This window comes from Bacillus cereus group sp. MG9, assembly GCF_040459995.1.
GTDB classification, from domain to species: domain Bacteria; phylum Bacillota; class Bacilli; order Bacillales; family Bacillaceae_G; genus Bacillus_A; species Bacillus_A mycoides.
Map to the genome: position 1 here is coordinate 2,491,038 of NZ_JARVHC010000001.1, position 19,375 is coordinate 2,510,412.

Here is a 19,375-nt window from a genome sequence, read left to right on the forward strand (position 1 = left end):
TCAAGGAGGGGAAAACATTGAAACAAGCAGTTTGGTTTCCAACAGAAGAATATAAAGAAAAAACGCGTTTATTTGGTTGGATGAAATCATTAGGCTATGAAGATTACGAAGCTTTTTATAATAAGTCAATTGAAGAAACAGCATGGTTTTGGGGAGAAGCTGAGAGAGCAGTTGGCTATCAGTGGATGAAACCATATACAGAAGTGTTAGATTTAGAAAATGGTACACCGTTTGCACAGTGGTATACTGAGGGAACTTGTAACGTTGTAGAATCTGCTTTATCTCGCTGGCTTGCAGACGATAAAATGAAAACACAAGCAGCACTTATGTATGAAGGGGAAAACGGAACTTCAAAATCATTTACATATGAAGAGCTTGACAGCTGGGTAAGTCGTGTTGCCAACGGTTTGAAACATGCTGGTATTGAAAAGGGTGATCGTGTAACAATTTACATGCCAATGATTCCTGAAACAGTTGTTGCTATGTTAGCGGTAATGAAAATTGGAGCGATTATTTCACCAATATTCTCAGGTTTTGCTGCTGATGCAGTAATGACACGTGTACAAGCAGCTGGTTCAAAAATGGTTATTACCGCAGATGGCTTTTCACGCCGTGGGAAAATTGTTTCATTAAAAGATGAAGTAGATAAAGCTTGTGAACATTGTCCAACTGTTGAAAAGGTGGTAATTGTTCGTCATGCAGGAAATGATTTTACACCGCATAATTATGATTTTTCATGGAGTACGTTAGAAAAAGAAAAACCATTTATACATGCTGAAGAAATGAACAGTGATGATCCATTAATGCTTATCTATACATCTGGAACGACTGGTAAGCCGAAGGGGACAGTACACACACATGCTGGTTTCCCGCTAAAATCTGCATTTGATGCAGGATTTGGAATGAATATAAAACAAGGCGACCGAGTATTATGGGTAACTGATATGGGCTGGATGATGGGACCATTTTTACTATTCGGCTCTTTAATTAATGGCGCAACAATGGTTATGTATGAAGGTGTCCCAGACTTTCCAGAAGCAGACCGCTTATGGGAGACAGTCGATAAATATGAAATTACTCATCTCGGTATTTCACCAACGTTAATCCGTGCATTAATGGCAAAAGGTGATGAATATGTAAATAAACACTCGTTAAAGAGTTTAGAAGTATTCGCATCAACAGGAGAACCTTGGAATCCAGACCCATGGATGTGGTTATTTAATACAGTTGGTAAAGGTAAAGTACCAATCTGTAACTACTCAGGTGGAACTGAAATTTCTGGTGGGATTTTCGGTAATGTTCTTATAAAGCCAATTGCACCGATTAGTTTTAACGCATCTTTACCAGGAATGGCAGCAGTTGTACTTGATAATCAAGGTAAACCGATTCGTGATGAAGTCGGAGAATTATGTTTAGAAAAACCGTGGGTTGGTATGACGAAAAGTTTCTGGGAAGATGATGAACGTTATGTGAACACATACTGGTCACGTTTTGAAAATAAATGGGTTCATGGTGACTGGGTCATTTATGACGGTGAGCAATATATCATTACAGGGCGTTCAGATGATACGTTAAACATTGCTGGAAAACGTATTGGGCCTGCTGAATATGAATCTATTCTTGTGAAACATAATGATGTAATAGAAGCAGCGGCAGTTGGTGTACCGGATGATGTAAAAGGAGAAGTTTGTCATTGTTTTGTTGTATTACGAGACGGTGTAATATTCTCTGGAGAGTTAAAGAAAGAATTAATGAGTTTAGTAAACTCTCATATTGGTAAAGCTTTATGTCCAAAAGACATCCACGTTGTAGAAGATTTACCAAAAACACGAAATTCTAAAGTAATGCGACGTGTTATTAAAGCAGCTTACTTAGGAAAAGAGTTAGGAGATTTATCGTCACTTGTAAATCCTGAAGTAGTTCCGTTTATTCAGGGGTTACAGTCTAGCAAACTATAAAATTACGAATGAGCTCTATGTAAATAGAGCTCATTTTTAATGTTTACAAAAAGAAAAGAGAGAAAAAGTAAATTTGAAGTTAAAAAATCTACTATTAGTGTTAAGTATGTCTGTTTGTTTTTAGTTTTTATCAAAATAGGATACTGTGGCTGTCTATTCAATGGAGTGAATGAATTTTGTTAAGAATGAAAATTTAGTGAAGAAAAAAGTAATGAATAAAAGGAGAAATCCCTGGGGGACAGGGATTCAATAAGGGAGATATTATTGTCGTTCAATGTCGAAATTTGGCGTATCCGACAAATTAATATTATCACGAATTTTCAGGAGATTGTGATAGTGGATGTGTCAAAAATGTGTACGGGTTTCATATAAAAGTGTTATTTAAATAGGAAAAGGGAAAAGAATTAAGTTCACTCGTTCTTAAGATTTTTTCCCTTTTAAATTTACTGTTTGTTCGTTGTTCTATATACATCTGAAATTGGTAAATCTTCGCCATGTAAAGCTTGAGTACTGTCCTTTTTGTTTGAATTATGTGCCTCCTGAGAGGTTTCTTGCAGTTGTTCTTGGGCCTTACTAGGGGTATTCAGCGCATCTAATGACACAGAATCAAGTTGTTGACTTAATAAATCTTTTTTATCCATGTTATGTAGCTCCTTTTTGAACTTAGATATAAAAACAAAGTATTTTTAAATAGTTACGTGGGTATTATGTATCTTTGAATGGAATTATATACACAAACTATATTGAGAATTTAACTAATTATAAAAATTACTTGTGCTGACAAGCTTAAGAAATATAAAGATCATTAGTTCTTAATAAAAGCGTTATTTTAGTAGGGTGTTACGAAATTTCATTTGAAAGGAACATCCCAATGATAAAAAAGAGCACTGTAAATCAGTGCTCATCTTATTAGATATTGCTTAGTCCTTAAAAATAAAACCGTTACGGACAATTCACAATGGTAATAGTGACGCTAGCCATTGTTCCAGGAGAATCAAGAAGTGAAGCAGTAACGGTTACTGTTCCAGGCCCATTAGCGGCTAGAAATACAGCGGTAAAGTTACCTGAAGCATTGGTAATGACCGCAAGAGGAACCATGAAAGCAAGAGAAGGGTTACTAAATGAAAAACTGACCACTACTCCTGGAGTAGGACTACCGTTTACTAATACTTGACCCGAAAAAAATAAAGTATTATTTCCTTGAGTGGATACACATGCTGTGGTTTCGTTAGAAGTCAAGGTAATAGATGCAGGCCCAGCAGGAAGATTAAATCCAGTTGGTCCAGTTGGTCCGGTAGAACCAGTAGAACCAGTAGAACCAGTAGAACCAGTAGAACCAGTAGCGCCAGTAGCGCCAGTAGAGCCAGTTGATCCGGTTGAACCAGTTGGTCCAGTTGGTCCAATTAATCCAGTTGATCCGGTTGAGCCAGTAGCTCCTGTAGAACCGGTGGGACCAGTAGGACCAGTAGGGAATTGAAAGGGTTGAACAGGTGGAAGTGTAGGTCCAATAGAACCCGGATTAAGTGCAGCAAAATATAAAAACTCGTCCATTATTTATCACCTCTAAAAATCGTATTACTAATAGTAAATGTAATGACAGAGCAAAGTGAAATGGACAAGCGGTTGTATTTTAACAAATTAAATAAAATAGTTATCTGATAGAAAGAGAGATTAGTATGATTTCTTTAGAAATTAAATATAAAAAGGCGATTATCTTCAAATCGCCTTTTGGGTAATGCAGTGTAATTTTATTCAGTTATTTGAAATATAGTTTCATTCGGTTTAGAAAATCCATACAGTTTCCTTGCGAATTTTAAAATTTCTTCTTCACTACCTGTTAAAACTTTAACATCATTCTTAAGGGAATGACCATCCTTCTTTACAGAAGATAATTTTTGTTGCTCCGTATTCAGCGTGATTTGTTTTTCTTTAATCATTTCTTGTTGGTCATTCAGAGAATATTGAAGGACAAAAATTATAGGTAATATAATAGCCAAAGTAGTTATAATACGGCGTCTTGTTTTTTTTATATTACCTTGTTGGGTATTAGGGTTCACTTGCTGTGAGGGTATCTTAGGATTTGATTGTTGTGATGATATTTTTGGGATGTTTCCCATTAAAATGCCTCCATTACTGATTGTAGAATTTAAACTGTTTAAAAGTATTATAAATGTTCAATGGGAATTTTAGAAGATAGTTTAATATAGGTGAGTTTTGTAAAGTTTAAACAAAATCCTTATTTAAATAAAAGGAACCCCGATTGTCTGCGGGGCTCCTAAGGGTAATCGTCAAGTAATGACGTACTCGACTAGTTAACGATACCATGAATTTTTTGGTAAATATACTGGTAAATGCGTCCAAATTAATGAGAGCATTATTTGAAACAAAAACGCTATTTTAATAGGGAGGGGAATAATGATGATTCCATGGGACAAGCGAGTATACATTGTATCAAGGTGATCATTTTATTACAGAGGGGACAATTTTAGAGGTTAGTGAAAAGGCGAATGAATCATTATATTGGCTTTGGTGCATGTTAGCTCCAAGCTATGAAAAAGTGTGCGGTAATAGTACAAAGCGACTTCGGTTGATTCGGATAGATGATGATGAAGAATGATATAAAAATTTCATTTTGTAGAGAAATGAGGTGATTAAGGATGGGCATAGAATATGCCATGTTTGTATTAAAAAAGAGCAGAATTTAGCCTATATATAAAGATTTTGGAATTGTTCTAAAGGGGGGAATATCTGAAATATAAATAATTGAGGGGAGTGAACTAATAATGGAAACTAGTACTTTTTTAGGATTGTTTTGGGGATGGATAACGGTTATCGTATCGGGAATACTTTTCGTACGTCCATCGGTACTACGTGAATTGAAAAAATTAGTGGTTGAAGACAGAGGATTTGGTATTATGTATGGTTTTCTATCGATTTTCCTAGGGTTAGGTAGTGTAATCCTACATAATGTATGGGTATTCAATTGGCAGGGGTTCCTAACGGTTATTGCATGGCTTGCATTATTAAAGGGAATCTACATAATTGCATATCCTGAACCCTCCAAGAAAACAGACTTTGAATTAAGGGTACTATCTACACGTATAGTGCTCGCTATCATTGGCGCCTTGGCTTTATGGATGCTTATAGTAATCTATATAAAATAATCCTTTTCTAATAAGAACTATATTAAAATAAATCTCTACGTGTTCATTGACAAAAAGCTGACTATACTTAGTCAGCTTTTTGTATATTACATTCTAGTGTTTATCGGTCACAAAAGACATGTTCTCTCTTTTAAGTCGATATTGAAAATATTACCAATTTTTTCTTTTACAATGACAACAAATAAAGAAACATTTACAACGACACTTATTTCGTTTAGAACTCCAATCATCATCACAATGATTCTTTTCTTTAGATTTCCACCAATCATCATCACAATGATTCTTTTCTTTAGATTTCCACCAGTCATCACAACAATGCTTTTTCTTAGAACTCCAGCAATCATTTTTCCAGGACATTCTTTTATACCTCCCTTCAATAGGATTCATACTATTCTATGTTTTAGTAAAAGAATGGCTTGTTTATTAACCTATTATTTTACCTTTATATGATAGAGTGCTTTCTACTAGATATAGAATTCATACAAACTATGCTAATTTTCAAGAGATAGTTGAGAGAACTATTGGTTATGATATTAATCAACAAACACTTGTTGAAGGAAACGTTAAGATTTTAAATAATATCTTATTTTGGAGTACGCTTTTCTGAATGTATATTTCACAATGGTAAAGGAAAAATACACCATATCACTGCGAACAAAGCCTATGTATATGTGAAGTAATAGGAAAAGGTGGTCCCTATTCAAGGAGCCGGCTTATTAAAAGTATAAATAAGAAGGTTTAGTACAAGTGTTTGTTTTTTTATTTCTATGCTTTTGTCTCGTACACTTTTAAGCTATTGGACATACTTTACTAGTAGAAAGGATTAGGGGGTGAGGTTTTGGGTTCTCGATTTAATAATTGTAGAAAGAAATGTACGTGTAAGCATGATGATTGTTGGGACATTTTTGAAGAGTGTAAAAAGGAAAAGAATGAGAAATGTGACAGCTCTTGTGTACAAGGAATTAGAGATGAGCTTAAAAAATTAATTAATAAAACAGTGCGAATTAACACTGAAGGACGTACTTATATAGGTACTGTTTCTTCGGTAACTTGCGATGTTGTTAAGCTAGCTGCTATTCCTGGTTCAGTTGCAGCAATTATATCTCTTTGTAAAATTGAAGCAATTTTACCACCTGCTACAACTGTTACTGATGAGTTTGATTTTAACGGTGTTGACGTAGCAAATAAAGATTAATTATACTTTATTGATGCTAAGCCATTCTTATGAATGGCTTTTTATTTTGCGTGCCCAGCTAAGCTGGGCACTGCTTGCTGGTGAAAGTCCAGCCTAGGTAAGAGCCAAGTCGCCTAGTAGCTGACAGGCAGCTGGTGGAGAAATCCTAAGGTTGAAGCCCTGTGACAAAGTAACTTTTACTAGAAGTGCGAGCGAATCAACAGACCGTAACATAAAGTGAACCTTGCCGCCTCGTTAAAAGCAACCTAGAAATAGGACAAAGGGAAGTCGAGCCTGGTGAATATGGGCGAAGACCATGGAAGATGTAAAGAACTTGGAAATACGACATCGAAGAATCCCTCGGGGTACGGAGGGCGGTATGTTGAGAAAGTAGTGTCTGGAACTGGGGAGCCCCTCCTTTGCCCTTTCTTTCAGAAAGGAGAGAGGAAACCTATAAGCATATACGAAATGGTGGACTGTAAAGAGGGAGTCGGAGGAGGTCATAGTACTGAATATCATAACGACAACACAACGTTATGTAGGGAAGGACCTCTACTTTGTTCATAAGTTGGAAGGAGGTAAGAGTGAGTGAATGCTGGAAAACTAGCTAACTACACTGATGTAAAAGCTCAAGAACTTTGGAAGACTTTATATCTTTGTGCCAAAGAAAGTTCAAGTCGTAGGTTTCACGCGTTGTATGACAAAATATATCGTCCTGACATATTGGCTGAAGCATGGAGAAGGGTAAAACGAAATCAAGGAAGCGGTGGAATTGATGGACAGACGATTGAAGAAATCGTGTATCAATATGGAGAACGAAACTTTCTCAATGAATTATATATAGAATTGAAAAGTAAATCATACCATCCACAAGCTGTAAGAAGAATGTATATTCCAAAAGGTGATGGAAAACAAAGACCGCTTGGAATTCCCACGATCAAGGATAGGGTTGTACAAATGGCAACGAAATTGGTGATAGAACCTATCTTCGAAGCCGATTTTCAAGACTGTTCGTATGGGTTTCGCCCGAAACGAAACGCACATCAAGCGATATCGAAGATACGGAAAGCGAGTAAAACATCTCATTGGATTGTAGATGTAGACATACAAGGATACTTTGACAATATTAATCATGACAAATTAATGAGGCTTGTAGAAAGAAGAATCAGTGACCGAAGAGTGTTAAAACTCATTAGAAAATGGTTGAAAGCGGGAATCATGGAACATGCGCAATTTCATGAAACGACATTAGGTACACCACAAGGTGGCGTGATATCTCCATTACTTTCTAATATATATTTAAACTATATGGATACCATTTGGGAAAAGAAGTGTAAACATTTGGGGGAACTAATTCGATATGCGGATGACTTTGTCATCGTATGTCAAACAAAACAACAAGCATTAGAGAGTATTCGGATACTACAATCCATTATGAATAAGTTAGAACTTACAATCCATACAGAAAAGTCGAAGCTAGTGAATACGTGGGATGGAAACGAGGGATTTGATTTTCTAGGATTTCACCACCGAAAATACCCTAAACATGTGAAAGGCGGGAAGAAAGTGCATGTGATGGCACATATTCCGAGCCAGAAAGCCATGAGGAAAATGCGGGAACGCATTAAAAGATACACAGAGCCGAGGAACAAACTGTATTTACAATTGGAAGAGATGGTGAAAGGTTTAAATAGAATTCTGCAAGGATTCAAGAATTATTATAGCTTATCTTCAATTGGACAGAAGTGGCTCTGTAAAATAGACTGGTACGTCCTAGAACGACTTAACCTTTTTTGGAATAAGAAAAGAAATGTTCGAAAGAAACATGGTCGTATCAAGGACTTGATGAAGAAAACAACATATGCACTCGTGAAAGTAGGAGGATAGAACAAAACTGAACGCCAAAGAAGGAAGAACATCGGAAAGCCGTATGAGGGAAAACCTCACGTACGGTTTGATGAGGGGAAGCTGAAACAGAAAAGGGATGGCAAAGCCATCCCTAAAGAAAATTTAATCTGTTTCAGTTTTCTACTCTACGTTTAAAAGGGAATATATTTTTCATATAGAAATAAATTTGAAGGTGTATAAAAGGTTGTGTGAAAGGAGAATGAGAGTGATCAAGCTGAAACAATTTACAAGAACTGATTTCAAACAATTAATAAATTGGATTAATTCCGAAGAATTTTTAATACAATGGTCGGGAAATGCATTTACATATCCTTTAAATGAACAGCAATTAGAGAAATATACAGAAAGTGCAAACACACTGGCATTCAAAATAATAGATGAAGAGACTACAGCAGTTATTGGTCATATTTCTCTTGGACAAATAGATAATATAAATAAGTCTGCTAGAATTGGAAAAGTGCTAGTTGGTAATACGAAAATGAGAGGGCGTTCTATAGGGAAACATATGATGAAAGGCGTACTTCGTATTGCTTTTGAAGAATTAAAACTACATAGAGTAACTCTTGGTGTTTATGACTTTAATAAGTCAGCTATTTCTTGTTACGAAAAAATAGGTTTTGTAAAAGAAGGTTTATTAAGAGAGTCAAAAAAAGTAGGAGAAACGTATTGGAATTTATGGGAAATGAGTATGTTAGAATATGAATGGAACAATAAAAAAAGTGTTTTATAATTATATTATGTTAACAAAAGGGGTTTGGTGGGAATCGTGAATAAAAAAACAAAAATAATTTCAATTGCAGCTGTTTCAGGGGGCGGTAAAACTACCATTACAGAAAGTTTAGCTCATGAGTTGAAAAACTCAAAGGCTCTATATTTTGATAGATATAAATTTGATAACTGTCCGGTTGATATTTGCAAATGGATTGATGATGGAGCTAATTACGATGAATGGGTACTTACACCGCTAATGAATGATATTCAGCGTTCTATACAAGATAGTAGTTTAGATTATATTATTGTAGATTATCCTTTTGCATACTTAAATAGAGAAGTGGGACAATTCATTGATGTAACTATATTTATCGATACACCTTTAGATATTGCGATGGCTAGAAGGATTTTGAGAGATTTTAAAGAAGATACAATGAGTGAAATACACAATAATTTGAAACATTACATGACACATGCGAGAAAAGCTTATTTAAAGGCGATTCATACTGTTAAGCCGAATTCGGATATTGTATTGGATGGATCTTTATCTATAAGTGAAATAATTGATCAAATAATAGAGGAACTTAATCGAAGAGAAGTGATTGTGAATGGTTAAATGTATAAAACAATATGTACAAGTTGATAGCTTTAAAATATATACAAAAATATTTCAAGGAAAAAAGCAGCAGCCTGTTATTATAATGGAAGCAGGTTATGGCGATTATTCAAAGGCATGGGATCGTATTGCGGAAGGGCTGACAGAATATGGGACGGTACTCACATATGATCGAGCTGGATTAGGAAAAAGTGAGAATAGCTCTAAGCTACGCATTAGTTCTGAAATGGTAAAAGATTTAAGAGATTGTTTAAAGCAACTTCATTTAAGCCCACCATATATATTTGTAGGTCATTCATTTGGTGGTATTAATGCACGTTTATTTACGACTTTTTATCCTGATGGTATGTTGGGAATCGTTTTGGTTGATTCAACACCAGAAAATTATAAAGAAGATTTTTTACCAATAATGCCTCCAGAATTTCAAGAAGCTTACTATAAGCAATTTGTATATGAAAGTTCATATGAAGAGTTTATGTTTAGTCTAGGTGAAGCAGATCGACATTGTAAATCAATGAGTGATATTCCACTTGTCGTGTTAGCTGCTGGAAAAAAAGCTTTTTATTCAGCAGATGCACAACTGAAATGGTTACAATTGCAAGAATAATTATTACAATTATCAGCCAATAATAAATTTATAATTGCAGAAAATAGTGGTCACTATATTCAAAAAGATGAACCACATTTTGTAATAGATGCTGTTAAGTGGATCCTTGGGGTAGGGGAGAGATAAATATGTACACTTTATTTCAATACAATTGGCAAGTAAGAGATGATTGGTTTAAATGGTGTGAACAACTTACAGAGGAAGAATTGCTTCGCAAACGTGTTGGAGGTGTTGGGAGTATTTTAGAAACACTTTTCCATATTGTAGATGTTGAGTATAGCTGGATTAGTGCGCTTCAAGAAAAAGAGGATAACGAACCACAGTTTAAAGATTATCAATCAATCAAAAAAGTGAAAGCGTTATCTGATTTATATAGACGAGAATTAGATAACTTTTTGCAGTTATGGTCTGGCGACTTCGAATCAAAAATATTGAAAGCTTCATGGACAGATAAAACATATAAATACGGTGAAGTTTTAAGGCATGTAATTGTACATGAAATTCATCATATTGGTCAGATATCTATATGGGCAAGAGAATTAAATCTTCAGCCCGTTTCAGCGAATTTAATTGGAAGAGGATTGTAGATTTAGAAACCGACTTGCAGTGTAAACGCAAGTCGGTTTTTATATATAAGAAGATTTCTTAATTAAAATCCTCGGCTTTTTTTTGACGTATATATAAAAACATTAAGATTGTAATGATGAAAAAGATCATAATCGTTTGTATGATTAAATTTTTAAACTGAAACAATATTGTCCAAGATGTAACAGCATCTTTAAAAGCTTGGAGTGCAGAGTACGAGGAAGGATCAAAACCGTACTGAAGTAACTTTTTTGTTTCAATAAAAGTACTGTTTTCATCACCGGCGTCTAATATTACTGAAATAAGTCTAGTATCTCCTCGTGTGGCTGTACTGACAAAACTATAATTACCATTAGTTGAAAAACTAGTTTGTAAGCCGTCAACACCTTGGAGTTTAATGTTTTTATTAAGGGAATATATCATTTTATTTGTATTGAAAACTTTTGAATCTTTGAAGGTAAATTGGTAAGAGGTTAGTTTCGTAACATTCAATACATCTGGAAAGTCTTTTACTAATTGTGTTGCTAGTTTAGCGACGTCTATCGATGTTGTAGTTGATTGTTTATTCGTATCGTTATTAATTCCAGTAGCATTTAGAAACGGGGATGGTTGTGATAACTTTAGTTGTTTTGCTTTGTCATTCATTAAAAGTGTAAAGTTATCTTCGTTTCCAGCAATGTGTTCTGCAAGGGCAAGTGCGGAACGATTATTCCCTGTCAAAAACAATGCATGAAGTAAATCACGAACCGTCGTTTTATCTTTCGAAGTTACTTGTATAGGACTCGTTTCTGCTCGGAAAACTTCGTTACTTATTTTTACTAATTCATCTAACTGTATTTTTCCTTCATTCAGTTGTTCCAGTGCGATATACTCTGTCATTAATTTAGATAAAGTAGCTGATTGTATAGGAGTTTCTTCATTTTTTTTATAAACAATCTCACCAGAATTAGTATCTATTAAAATAGCTGATTTAGCTTGAATAATTGGACCATTTACATAAAGATAAAAATATAAAACGATAAGTGCAGTAATAAGAAAAGATAATAATAAAACTGTTATTTTTTTTAAGAATTGCATTAGCGATCCTCCTACTATTACATCAATAATATTATTGTAAAAAGGAATGCTTAATTAGGAAGAAAGAAAAGGTAAAGAATTTCTAAAGAATTATAAAGGATTATTAAATTTTGGATATTGATGGAATATAAAAGGTTCAATTTCTTATATGATAAAAAATTGAACCTATAAATATGTGGTATTAAGCTTTATAAGGGAGTAATTTTACAGTGAAAGTTGTTTTTTTATCATCGCTATATACTTCAATTGTTCCTTTATGCAATTCAACAATACTTTTTGCAATTGCTAATCCGAGCCCAGATCCACCAGTGTTTGTTGAACGTGATTTTTCAACACGATAAAAACGTTCAAAAATATGAGGTAAATCAGTACTAGGGATAGGTTGTCCGTAATTTGTTATATCAATTGTAATCATGTTATTGCTTTCGTAAGCGGTAATATCAATATGATCTCCATCATTTCCATAAGTAATAGCGTTTATGATTAGATTTTCAAACACACGTACTAATTTATCCCCATCAGCTAGTACCATTAGCTTTTGAGATGGGAAAGAAGGGCGACATTCAATATTAGCTTCTTGAAGCTGTATCCGAAATTGGACAGTTAATTGTCCAAGCAATTCTACAATATCAATGGGAGCAGAATATAAACTTAACTCTTTATTTTGAACGCGTGTATATTCAAACAAGTCATTCATTAATGCATTAAGACGAGTTACTTTAGCGTAAATGACTTGAATATAGTATCGTAATTCTACTTCATCTCTATAATTATCATGATGGATTAAATTTACGTATCCAACTATAGATGTAAGAGGGGTTCGTAAATCATGTGATACATTTGTAATAAGTTCGCTTTTTGCTTGTTCTGCCTGTCTTTCTTCATCAATTGATACTTTTAATTGCTCAATAATTTGATTGACCCCAGTTGCCAGTTCTTCTAAATAATTATGGTGTACGATGGAAACTTTATGATTAAAGTTTCCACTTGCAATATACCGAATCTCTTCAATCATTTTTTTTATACAAGTTTCATAGTAAACCTTTCTTTCATGACGATAAAAAATGTATAAATAGGATGAGAAAATAGAAAATAAAAACAAATAAGATACAATCATCATCCATAAAGACTCTTTTAATCCAATATATTTTTCATGGCCAAAAATTCTAATGAATTCTTTTCCTAGTTCGCTTAGAGTAAGTGAACTCTCAATTACACTCGTTACGAGGCGAAATATAATTAATTCGGTAATTGGTGTAAGAGTGATAGCTAATAAAAGCCAAAAAATAAGCTTCCACTTTGGTATATCTTTTAATATATCAAATGCTTCATTTCTCAATTTTATATCCTACTCCCCAAACCGTATGAATTAGTTTTTCACCATTCATTACGGTTTCAAGTTTATCGCGTAAATTACTAATATGGACCATTACCGTTTTATTAGAACCATAACCGTCTTCATTCCAAACTCGTTCGAATATCTCTTCAGAGCTAAATACTCTTCCAGTATTACTCGCTAGTAAATATAAAATATCAAATTCGATAGAGGTGAGTTTAATATATTCTCCATTTACTTTAACAGTATGATTATGTTTATGTATTTCAACAGAACGAATACGAATAATACCATCTTCATTCTTTTGGGAAGTAGCATTTTGGAAAGAGGATCTTCGTAATAAAGCTTTCACTCTAGCCACTAATTCTAGTGGATTAAACGGTTTAATCATATAATCATCTGCGCCGGTCATAAGTCCTAAAATTTTATCCATATCTTCAGCCTTTGCACTAAGCATAAGGATAGGTACAGTATTATTTTCACGCACTTCTTGACAAACTTCCAATCCGTTTCGTTTTGGCATCATAATATCTAAAAGCATAAGGTCAACTTCATATGTACATATCATTTGTAATGCTTCATCACCATCATAAGCTTTATAAATGTTATAACCTTCATTTCGCAAATAAACAGCGAGTAATTCTACAATATCTTTATCATCATCAATAATTAATATGTTTTTATTCATCATATAGTTCCTTTCCTTGCGAATCATCAATATTACTATAATATCAAACATTTATGTATTTTGTAGTAATGTTTCTACATTAAATTTCACGTAACGTATTAAAAAGGAATTAATACAATTATAACGAATACAAAATAAGAAGGAAATTTAAATTTCACATTATATTGAAAGTTAGTTATAGGGGGCTTGCTATGTTATATAATGATATATATTCATTTACTCCAACTGGAAAAATAGAAAATGATATTAAAGCTTTTCTATTAAAATACAATAAAGAATTTACATATAAACATTCAATTCGTGTGGCAAATGAGGCGAGAAAAATTGCGAAAATATTTTATGAAGATGAAGAAAAAGCAGCGATTGCAGGGTGTTTACATGATATTAGTGCAATTTTTCCGAACGAGGAGCGGATTGCAGTTGCTGAAAAATTCGGAATAGAAATATTACAAGAAGAACGAGAATTCCCAATGATTATTCATCAAAAATTATCGAGAGTAATTGCAAAAGAGATATTTAAAATAGAGGATGAAGAAGTTTTAAATGCTATCTGTTGCCACACTACTTTGCGTAAACATGCTACAAGGATGGATTTAGTACTATTTGTTGCTGATAAATTAGAATGGGATCAAATAGGGACACCTCCATATTTAATAAATGTAAAAAAAGCTTTAGGAAACTCTTTAGAACATGCTGCTTTTGTATATATTTCATATTTGTGGGAAAGAAAAGATATATTAAAAGTCATACACCCGTGGTTAGAAGAAGCATATTGGTATTTAAAAGAAATTGTAGAGTAGAAAGGGTATGAAAATGCAATTAAAAGAATATATGAATCAAACATTCCCAGGAGTTACATTAGTACCGTCCATATACTTTCAGTCGGAAAATCATCTTCATTTTGATTTTGGGAAAGATAAATATCAATTCAAAGAAGATGGTAACACGTATAATATGGAATATTTCACACAACTATATAGGTATAATAAAAGTCTATTTAAAGATATATTTTCAAAAGAAGATACCGTCTTTTTAGTCACAAATGTTTATCGATTTAAACAGGAAAATATAAAAAATGCGCAGAAAATAAATGTATACAATAGGTTTATTAAAAAGAGCGGTTTAAAGTTTCATATTAGACAAGAAACATTACCTTTTCTATTTGAAGATGAAGAAGCTGACTTATATTGTACATATCAATTTTCTTTAAAATGTCTTGCTGAAGATATTAAATATGAACCGCTTATTCAAGCAGCTAATCATGAAGATTTCCCTGACCTACGTCCACGTCTAGGGCGAAAAAAAGAAATTTCATATCCAGATGTATTTTTTATAAATGTAACAAAGGATATTATCATGTTTATTTATGGTGATAGAGGATGTGAAGTAATTGCGAAGAATAAAGAAAAGATACGGGATTTATATGAGAAGTATAAAGAGTGGATACCAGAATATGAACGAGAGAGTATAGATGACTTATTTACATGAAAATAGGAGGAAGTGAAGTGTGTAATGAAAAGGATCGCAATTGTATCTGCATGGGAACCAGAGCTTACGTATTTGCATCAACATTATCCAAGTGAGCGTGTAGAAAAAATAGCAGCTTGGGAATTTCATTTTCATTCTATTAATGAATTAGAAGTTATTTCAGTTGTAACTGGTGTCGGTAAAGTAAGTTGTGCTAGTTGTGTACAACTATTAATAAGTGAATTCCAGCCAGACCAGTTATTTATGACAGGGATTTGCGGGAGTTTATCAGATAAGGTGAAAAATGGACACATCGTTGTAGCTCTTAATACTTTGCAGCATGATGTTACTGCGGCTGGTTCAGGAGAAGATAGTTTTAATCTATATGATGGTAGAACAGCACCTATTGAAACAACTAAATCACTCGTAAAGCGAATGAAGAAATTGCGTTCGTATGACCCGGTCCATTTTGGTACATTTCTATCTGGAGATCAGCGTATTCGAAGTTCAGAAATGAGGTATTTACTGCATACTGTATACGGTGCTTTAGCCGTTGATCAAGAAGTGGCAGCATTTGCTTATGTATGTCATGTAAATAAAAAACCATTTCTATGTTTAAAAGCTGCCTCAGATCAAGCGAATGACAAAACGAAAGAAGAACAAAAGGTTTTTAAAATGTTAGCATGTGAACGAGCATGTGAGCATTTAATTACTTTTTTACGTGTTTATGAGATTACTGTAGTTAACAATGTATAGTAAGAGGAGTATAGTGATGCAAGCTACAAATAAAATAGCGATTCTTGGTGCGAATGGAAAAGTCGGAAAATTCCTCGTAAATCAAGCGTTAGAAAAGGGCTATCAAGTACGAATATTAACGAGAAATTCTAAAAATATGACGATAACTAATGAAAATATAGAGACTATCAGTGGGGATGCCCGCGATTTTTCAGTCATACAGGAATTACTTCAAGGGTGTAAAGCTGTGATTAATGCGGTGGGTCAGCCGAAAAATGAACCTTATATTTTTAGTACAGTTACGAAGCATATTTTAAAAGTAATGAAGGAATATGAAATGAAGCGCTATATTCTTATTTCTGGAGGCTCCTTAAATGTAAAAGGAGATCAGAAGGGAATTGCAAATAAAATAGGGGCTAATTTGTTTCGATTATTTCTTCCAAAGATGATGCAGGATAAATATAAAGAATTGCAAATTATACAAAGTAGTGAAATAGATTGGACAATTGTTAGATTACCGTTTGTTATAGAGGGAAATGGGATCGGTGATATTAAAGAGAGTTTAGTAGATATGCCAGGAATCAAAATTCAAAATGGGGATATTGCACCGTTTGTAATAAAACAAATTAATAGTGAAAGATATATAGGAAAGTGTCCGCTCATTTCAAATTAAGAGATATCGTTAAAAATTAAAGAATAATGGATATAGTGGTAATAGTTTATTTCATGTGTTTGAATGTTGAGTTTAATACAAGTAAGAGGAGGATAATTCTATATGATTCAATATAAAAGGTGTAATGAAGTAAATATTGATTTAGTATATGAAGCGTTTAAAGATGGTTTTTCTGATTATATTATTAAAATGGAAGTTTCAAAAGAGGATTTTGTACAACGGTTTTTGGGACCAGAAGGTAACTCGCTAGAACACTCCTTTATTGCGTTAGACGGTGACAAATCTGTTGGTGTAATACTTGGTGGTATTAAGGTATATGAAAGTATAAAAACAATGCGCTGCGGAACATTAGCTGTTCATCCAGAGTTTCGAGGCATTGGTGTAAGTCAAAAGTTATTTGAGTTACATAAAGAAGAAGCGACACAAAATAAATGTAAGCAGCTTTTTCTTGAAGTTATTGTAGGAAACGATCGGGCGATTCATTTTTATAACAAATTAGGTTATGAAAAAGTATATGATCTTTCTTATTATAATTTAAATGATTTAACTAAAATAATGAATAAAGGTAATAAAAATATTGAAGTAAAACAATTAGAATTTCCAACATTTAAAGTTGAAATTCAGAAATGGCTAAGCTTCCATATAAATTGGCAAAATGATATTGATTATATCGAAAAAACAAATCATACATTTTACGGTGCATATGTTGATAGTGATATAAAAGGTTCTGTATGTGTAAATGAACAAGGAAAAATTAGTTTTATTTTCATAGACAAAGATTATAGAAATATTGGTGTTGGGACGAAATTATTACAGGTAGCAAGTGAAGAATTAAAGTTATCAAGTTTATCAATTGGGTTTCCAAACAACAATTTACTGGAAGGGTTTTTAAAGAAATCTGGATTTGAAAAGAATTCTTTAGCACAATATGAAATGTATTTATTGCTATAAAAAGCGGAGGGAATTATTCTTTTCGCTTTTTATTTTGTACTATAAACGTTTTTGCTGTATGTGGGAGGATAAGTAAAAACAACAGAAGTTTTGTTATCTATCTTATTGAACTAACTGGCACTTTAGTTGAAGAAGGAAAAAATATAGTAAACATAGAATATATTAATACATTAAAAGATTTATGAGGTGAAAGTGATGGCAATTAAGCAAGACGAAATTAAAGTAGTAGTCGGAGCTGGAGTATTTAATAATAATCCAGGTTGGGTTCAAACGCAAGAAGATGAACTTAATTTACTAGACAATACCACTTGGGAAGAAAGATTTGAATACAATTCCATTTCAGCTATTTTAGCAGAGCATGTATGGGAACATCTTACTTTTGAAGAAGGTGTAAAAGCAGCTGAAATCTGTTATAAATTTTTAAAGCCATCAGGTCATATTCGGTGCGGAGTGCCTGATGCATTTTTCCGAGATGAAACCTACCAAAATATAGTTCAAATAGGCGGCCCTGGCCCGAAAGACCACCCAGCTGCAAGCCATAAAATCGTACATAATTATAAAACATTAACGAGAATGTTTGAAATTGCTGGATTTGAGGTAGTTTTACTTGAATATTGTGATGAAAATGGTCAATTTTATTACACAGAATGGGATGCGAATGACGGCGTTATTTTCCGTTCGAAAAGGTATGATTCTAGAAATAGAGGCGATAAACTTGGTTTTCCATCGCTAATTGTTGACGCGATTAAAAGGTAAGTCATTCACCTAAAATAGGTGTTAGTTCTATCAGTTCATGAGTCGCAAATGCGGCTTTTTTTATTTGTTTTGTAAACCTACGTTTAGCAAGGAATTAGACATACATAATAAGTGATTTTGAACATTACATAACTTGATTTGAATACTATATTAGCTCTTATTAACACCATTTATCTTAAAGGAAATTGCTTTTAAATATTTAATGGAAATATCATATAAAGTAAATAAATCAACGTTTTCTCATGTTGAATTTTTTGCGGAAATGTTGAGGTACGCCTATTGTAATAAACACATGGAGAGAATATATAATAACTCAATTAATGTTCAAGATACCATTCACACATTAAATTAATATTTCATTGCCATAGAGATTTCTTTTATACATAAATTCGTGTAAAATAAAACAGGAACATACATTCTATACAAGAGTAGGAGGAAATAAATATGTTAGCTCAAATAGAGAAACAAACTGATGGCTATATTATAAAATTTGAACGCCAATTTCCCAATACAATAGAGGAAGTTTGGTCTGTTTTAACTGAAAACAGCAAGCTTAAAAAATGGATGTCTAATTTACAGATTGAAAACCTTAAAACAGGTGGAATTATAAAGTTCGACATGATGGATGGTTCATTTTTAAATATTGATATTTTAGAGTGCCAACTAAATTCAGTACTTGAATTCACATGGGATAAAGATCGTGTCCGATTTGAAATACATAAAGAGGAAAATGGTTCTCTTTTACTACTTAAAGAATACATTCATGAATTAACTGATCATACACCAAAAGATATAGCTGGTTGGCATATTTGTCTTGACCTTTTTTCTTCAGTTTTAGAAGAGGAAGAGAAGGGATTTTCTAAAAACGAATGGCAACAATGGTTCGAAAAATACAAGGATAAGATTCAAGAAGTGAGAGGATAATTGTATAATAGGTAATATTCATTATGTAATTATTATATTGTAAAA

Annotated in this window: 23 protein-coding genes and 2 pseudogenes; 18 read left to right on the plus strand and 7 right to left on the minus strand. The window is 33.2% G+C overall.

Going from position 1 to position 19,375, the window contains the following annotated elements; translation table 11 throughout:
• The first annotated feature begins 17 nt into the window (after positions 1-17).
• Positions 18-1,958, plus strand: coding sequence for an AMP-binding protein (locus QCI77_RS12675; protein WP_353824981.1), 1,941 nt, complete (start codon positions 18-20; stop codon positions 1,956-1,958).
• Between the two features lie 443 nt (positions 1,959-2,401).
• Here QCI77_RS12675 and QCI77_RS12680 read toward each other — a convergent pair whose 3' ends face one another.
• Complete coding sequence (locus QCI77_RS12680) at positions 2,402-2,599, minus strand: hypothetical protein (protein ID WP_002189672.1); 198 nt, start codon at positions 2,597-2,599, stop codon at positions 2,402-2,404.
• A gap of 317 nt (positions 2,600-2,916) precedes the next feature.
• Here QCI77_RS12680 and QCI77_RS12685 point away from each other — a divergent pair, with 317 nt between their 5' ends.
• On the plus strand, positions 2,917-3,132 hold the full coding sequence (locus tag QCI77_RS12685) for a hypothetical protein (RefSeq protein WP_002085442.1): 216 nt from the start codon (positions 2,917-2,919) through the stop codon (positions 3,130-3,132).
• A gap of 45 nt (positions 3,133-3,177) precedes the next feature.
• Positions 3,178-3,435, plus strand: a complete 258-nt coding sequence (locus QCI77_RS12690; protein ID WP_353824982.1) for a hypothetical protein — start codon at positions 3,178-3,180, stop codon at positions 3,433-3,435.
• A gap of 17 nt (positions 3,436-3,452) precedes the next feature.
• Here the strand turns inward: QCI77_RS12690 and QCI77_RS12695 are convergent.
• Both QCI77_RS12695 and QCI77_RS12700 read right to left on the minus strand, forming a co-directional pair.
• Positions 3,453-3,509: pseudogene (locus QCI77_RS12695) on the minus strand (exosporium leader peptide-containing protein); the annotation flags it as partial.
• 197 nt (positions 3,510-3,706) lie between these two features.
• Positions 3,707-4,075, minus strand: a complete 369-nt coding sequence (locus QCI77_RS12700) for an FtsB family cell division protein (RefSeq protein ID WP_193665718.1) — start codon at positions 4,073-4,075, stop codon at positions 3,707-3,709.
• A gap of 329 nt (positions 4,076-4,404) precedes the next feature.
• On the opposite strand from QCI77_RS12700, the gene QCI77_RS12705 reads away from it, so the two are divergent.
• Entirely contained in the window at positions 4,405-4,575 is a 171-nt protein-coding gene (locus QCI77_RS12705) for a hypothetical protein (RefSeq protein ID WP_193665719.1), read from the plus strand.
• Positions 4,576-4,741: 166 nt separating this feature from the next.
• Entirely contained in the window at positions 4,742-5,122 is a 381-nt protein-coding gene (locus QCI77_RS12710) for a hypothetical protein (protein WP_016120241.1), read from the plus strand.
• Between the two features lie 107 nt (positions 5,123-5,229).
• On the opposite strand, the gene QCI77_RS12715 is transcribed toward QCI77_RS12710, so the two are convergent.
• The gene (locus QCI77_RS12715) at positions 5,230-5,466 is read right to left on the minus strand and encodes a hypothetical protein (RefSeq protein WP_353824983.1); all 237 of its coding nucleotides are present in this window, start codon (positions 5,464-5,466) and stop codon (positions 5,230-5,232) included.
• A gap of 494 nt (positions 5,467-5,960) precedes the next feature.
• Here QCI77_RS12715 and QCI77_RS12720 point away from each other — a divergent pair, with 494 nt between their 5' ends.
• The 6 genes and pseudogenes from QCI77_RS12720 to QCI77_RS12745 all read left to right on the plus strand — a co-directional run bounded on the left by QCI77_RS12720 (position 5,961) and on the right by QCI77_RS12745 (position 10,725).
• Entirely contained in the window at positions 5,961-6,317 is a 357-nt protein-coding gene (locus QCI77_RS12720) for a hypothetical protein (protein ID WP_002032241.1), read from the plus strand.
• 567 nt (positions 6,318-6,884) lie between these two features.
• Complete coding sequence (ltrA, locus tag QCI77_RS12725; RefSeq protein WP_088031616.1) at positions 6,885-8,183, plus strand: group II intron reverse transcriptase/maturase; 1,299 nt, start codon at positions 6,885-6,887, stop codon at positions 8,181-8,183.
• Positions 8,184-8,409: 226 nt separating this feature from the next.
• Positions 8,410-8,934: a GNAT family N-acetyltransferase gene (locus QCI77_RS12730; RefSeq protein ID WP_113769453.1), complete on the plus strand. Its 525-nt coding sequence runs from the start codon at positions 8,410-8,412 to the stop codon at positions 8,932-8,934.
• Between the two features lie 36 nt (positions 8,935-8,970).
• Entirely contained in the window at positions 8,971-9,531 is a 561-nt protein-coding gene (locus tag QCI77_RS12735) for a nucleoside/nucleotide kinase family protein (protein ID WP_353825769.1), read from the plus strand.
• Positions 9,524-10,264 (plus strand): annotated as a pseudogene (locus QCI77_RS12740) (alpha/beta fold hydrolase). Before QCI77_RS12735 ends, QCI77_RS12740 begins: the two are co-directional and overlap by 8 nt.
• 2 nt (positions 10,265-10,266) lie before the next feature.
• On the plus strand, positions 10,267-10,725 hold the full coding sequence (locus QCI77_RS12745) for a DinB family protein (RefSeq protein ID WP_353824984.1): 459 nt from the start codon (positions 10,267-10,269) through the stop codon (positions 10,723-10,725).
• A 58-nt stretch (positions 10,726-10,783) separates the two neighbouring features.
• Here the strand turns inward: QCI77_RS12745 and QCI77_RS12750 are convergent, their stop codons facing one another.
• From QCI77_RS12750 to QCI77_RS12760, 3 genes are all read right to left on the minus strand, one after another.
• Complete coding sequence (locus tag QCI77_RS12750; RefSeq protein WP_002141854.1) at positions 10,784-11,800, minus strand: D-alanyl-D-alanine carboxypeptidase family protein; 1,017 nt, start codon at positions 11,798-11,800, stop codon at positions 10,784-10,786.
• A gap of 181 nt (positions 11,801-11,981) precedes the next feature.
• Complete coding sequence (locus tag QCI77_RS12755) at positions 11,982-13,139, minus strand: sensor histidine kinase (protein ID WP_113769456.1); 1,158 nt, start codon at positions 13,137-13,139, stop codon at positions 11,982-11,984.
• Positions 13,129-13,824: a response regulator transcription factor gene (locus QCI77_RS12760; protein ID WP_002016575.1), complete on the minus strand. Its 696-nt coding sequence runs from the start codon at positions 13,822-13,824 to the stop codon at positions 13,129-13,131. Before QCI77_RS12760 ends, QCI77_RS12755 begins: the two co-directional genes overlap by 11 nt.
• Positions 13,825-14,015: 191 nt before the next feature.
• On the opposite strand from QCI77_RS12760, the gene yqeK reads away from it, so the two are divergent.
• The 7 genes from yqeK to QCI77_RS12795 all read left to right on the plus strand — a co-directional run bounded on the left by yqeK (position 14,016) and on the right by QCI77_RS12795 (position 19,330).
• A complete protein-coding gene (gene yqeK / locus QCI77_RS12765) occupies positions 14,016-14,624 on the plus strand; it encodes a bis(5'-nucleosyl)-tetraphosphatase (symmetrical) YqeK (protein WP_353824985.1) in 609 nt (202 codons plus the stop codon).
• Between the two features lie 13 nt (positions 14,625-14,637).
• Entirely contained in the window at positions 14,638-15,312 is a 675-nt protein-coding gene (locus QCI77_RS12770; RefSeq protein ID WP_113769459.1) for a DUF3885 domain-containing protein, read from the plus strand.
• A 24-nt stretch (positions 15,313-15,336) separates the two neighbouring features.
• Positions 15,337-16,047: a 5'-methylthioadenosine/S-adenosylhomocysteine nucleosidase gene (gene mtnN, locus QCI77_RS12775; RefSeq protein WP_061690205.1), complete on the plus strand. Its 711-nt coding sequence runs from the start codon at positions 15,337-15,339 to the stop codon at positions 16,045-16,047.
• 16 nt (positions 16,048-16,063) lie between these two features.
• Positions 16,064-16,699 (plus strand): SDR family oxidoreductase, encoded by a 636-nt coding sequence (locus QCI77_RS12780; RefSeq protein WP_353824986.1) that lies wholly within the window; start codon positions 16,064-16,066, stop codon positions 16,697-16,699.
• A 102-nt stretch (positions 16,700-16,801) separates the two neighbouring features.
• A complete protein-coding gene (locus QCI77_RS12785) occupies positions 16,802-17,650 on the plus strand; it encodes a GNAT family N-acetyltransferase (RefSeq protein WP_215560442.1) in 849 nt (282 codons plus the stop codon).
• 192 nt (positions 17,651-17,842) lie between these two features.
• A complete protein-coding gene (locus QCI77_RS12790) occupies positions 17,843-18,406 on the plus strand; it encodes a class I SAM-dependent methyltransferase (RefSeq protein ID WP_353824987.1) in 564 nt (187 codons plus the stop codon).
• Between the two features lie 444 nt (positions 18,407-18,850).
• Positions 18,851-19,330 (plus strand): SRPBCC family protein, encoded by a 480-nt coding sequence (locus tag QCI77_RS12795; protein WP_063226168.1) that lies wholly within the window; start codon positions 18,851-18,853, stop codon positions 19,328-19,330.
• Positions 19,331-19,375 lie beyond the last annotated feature (45 nt).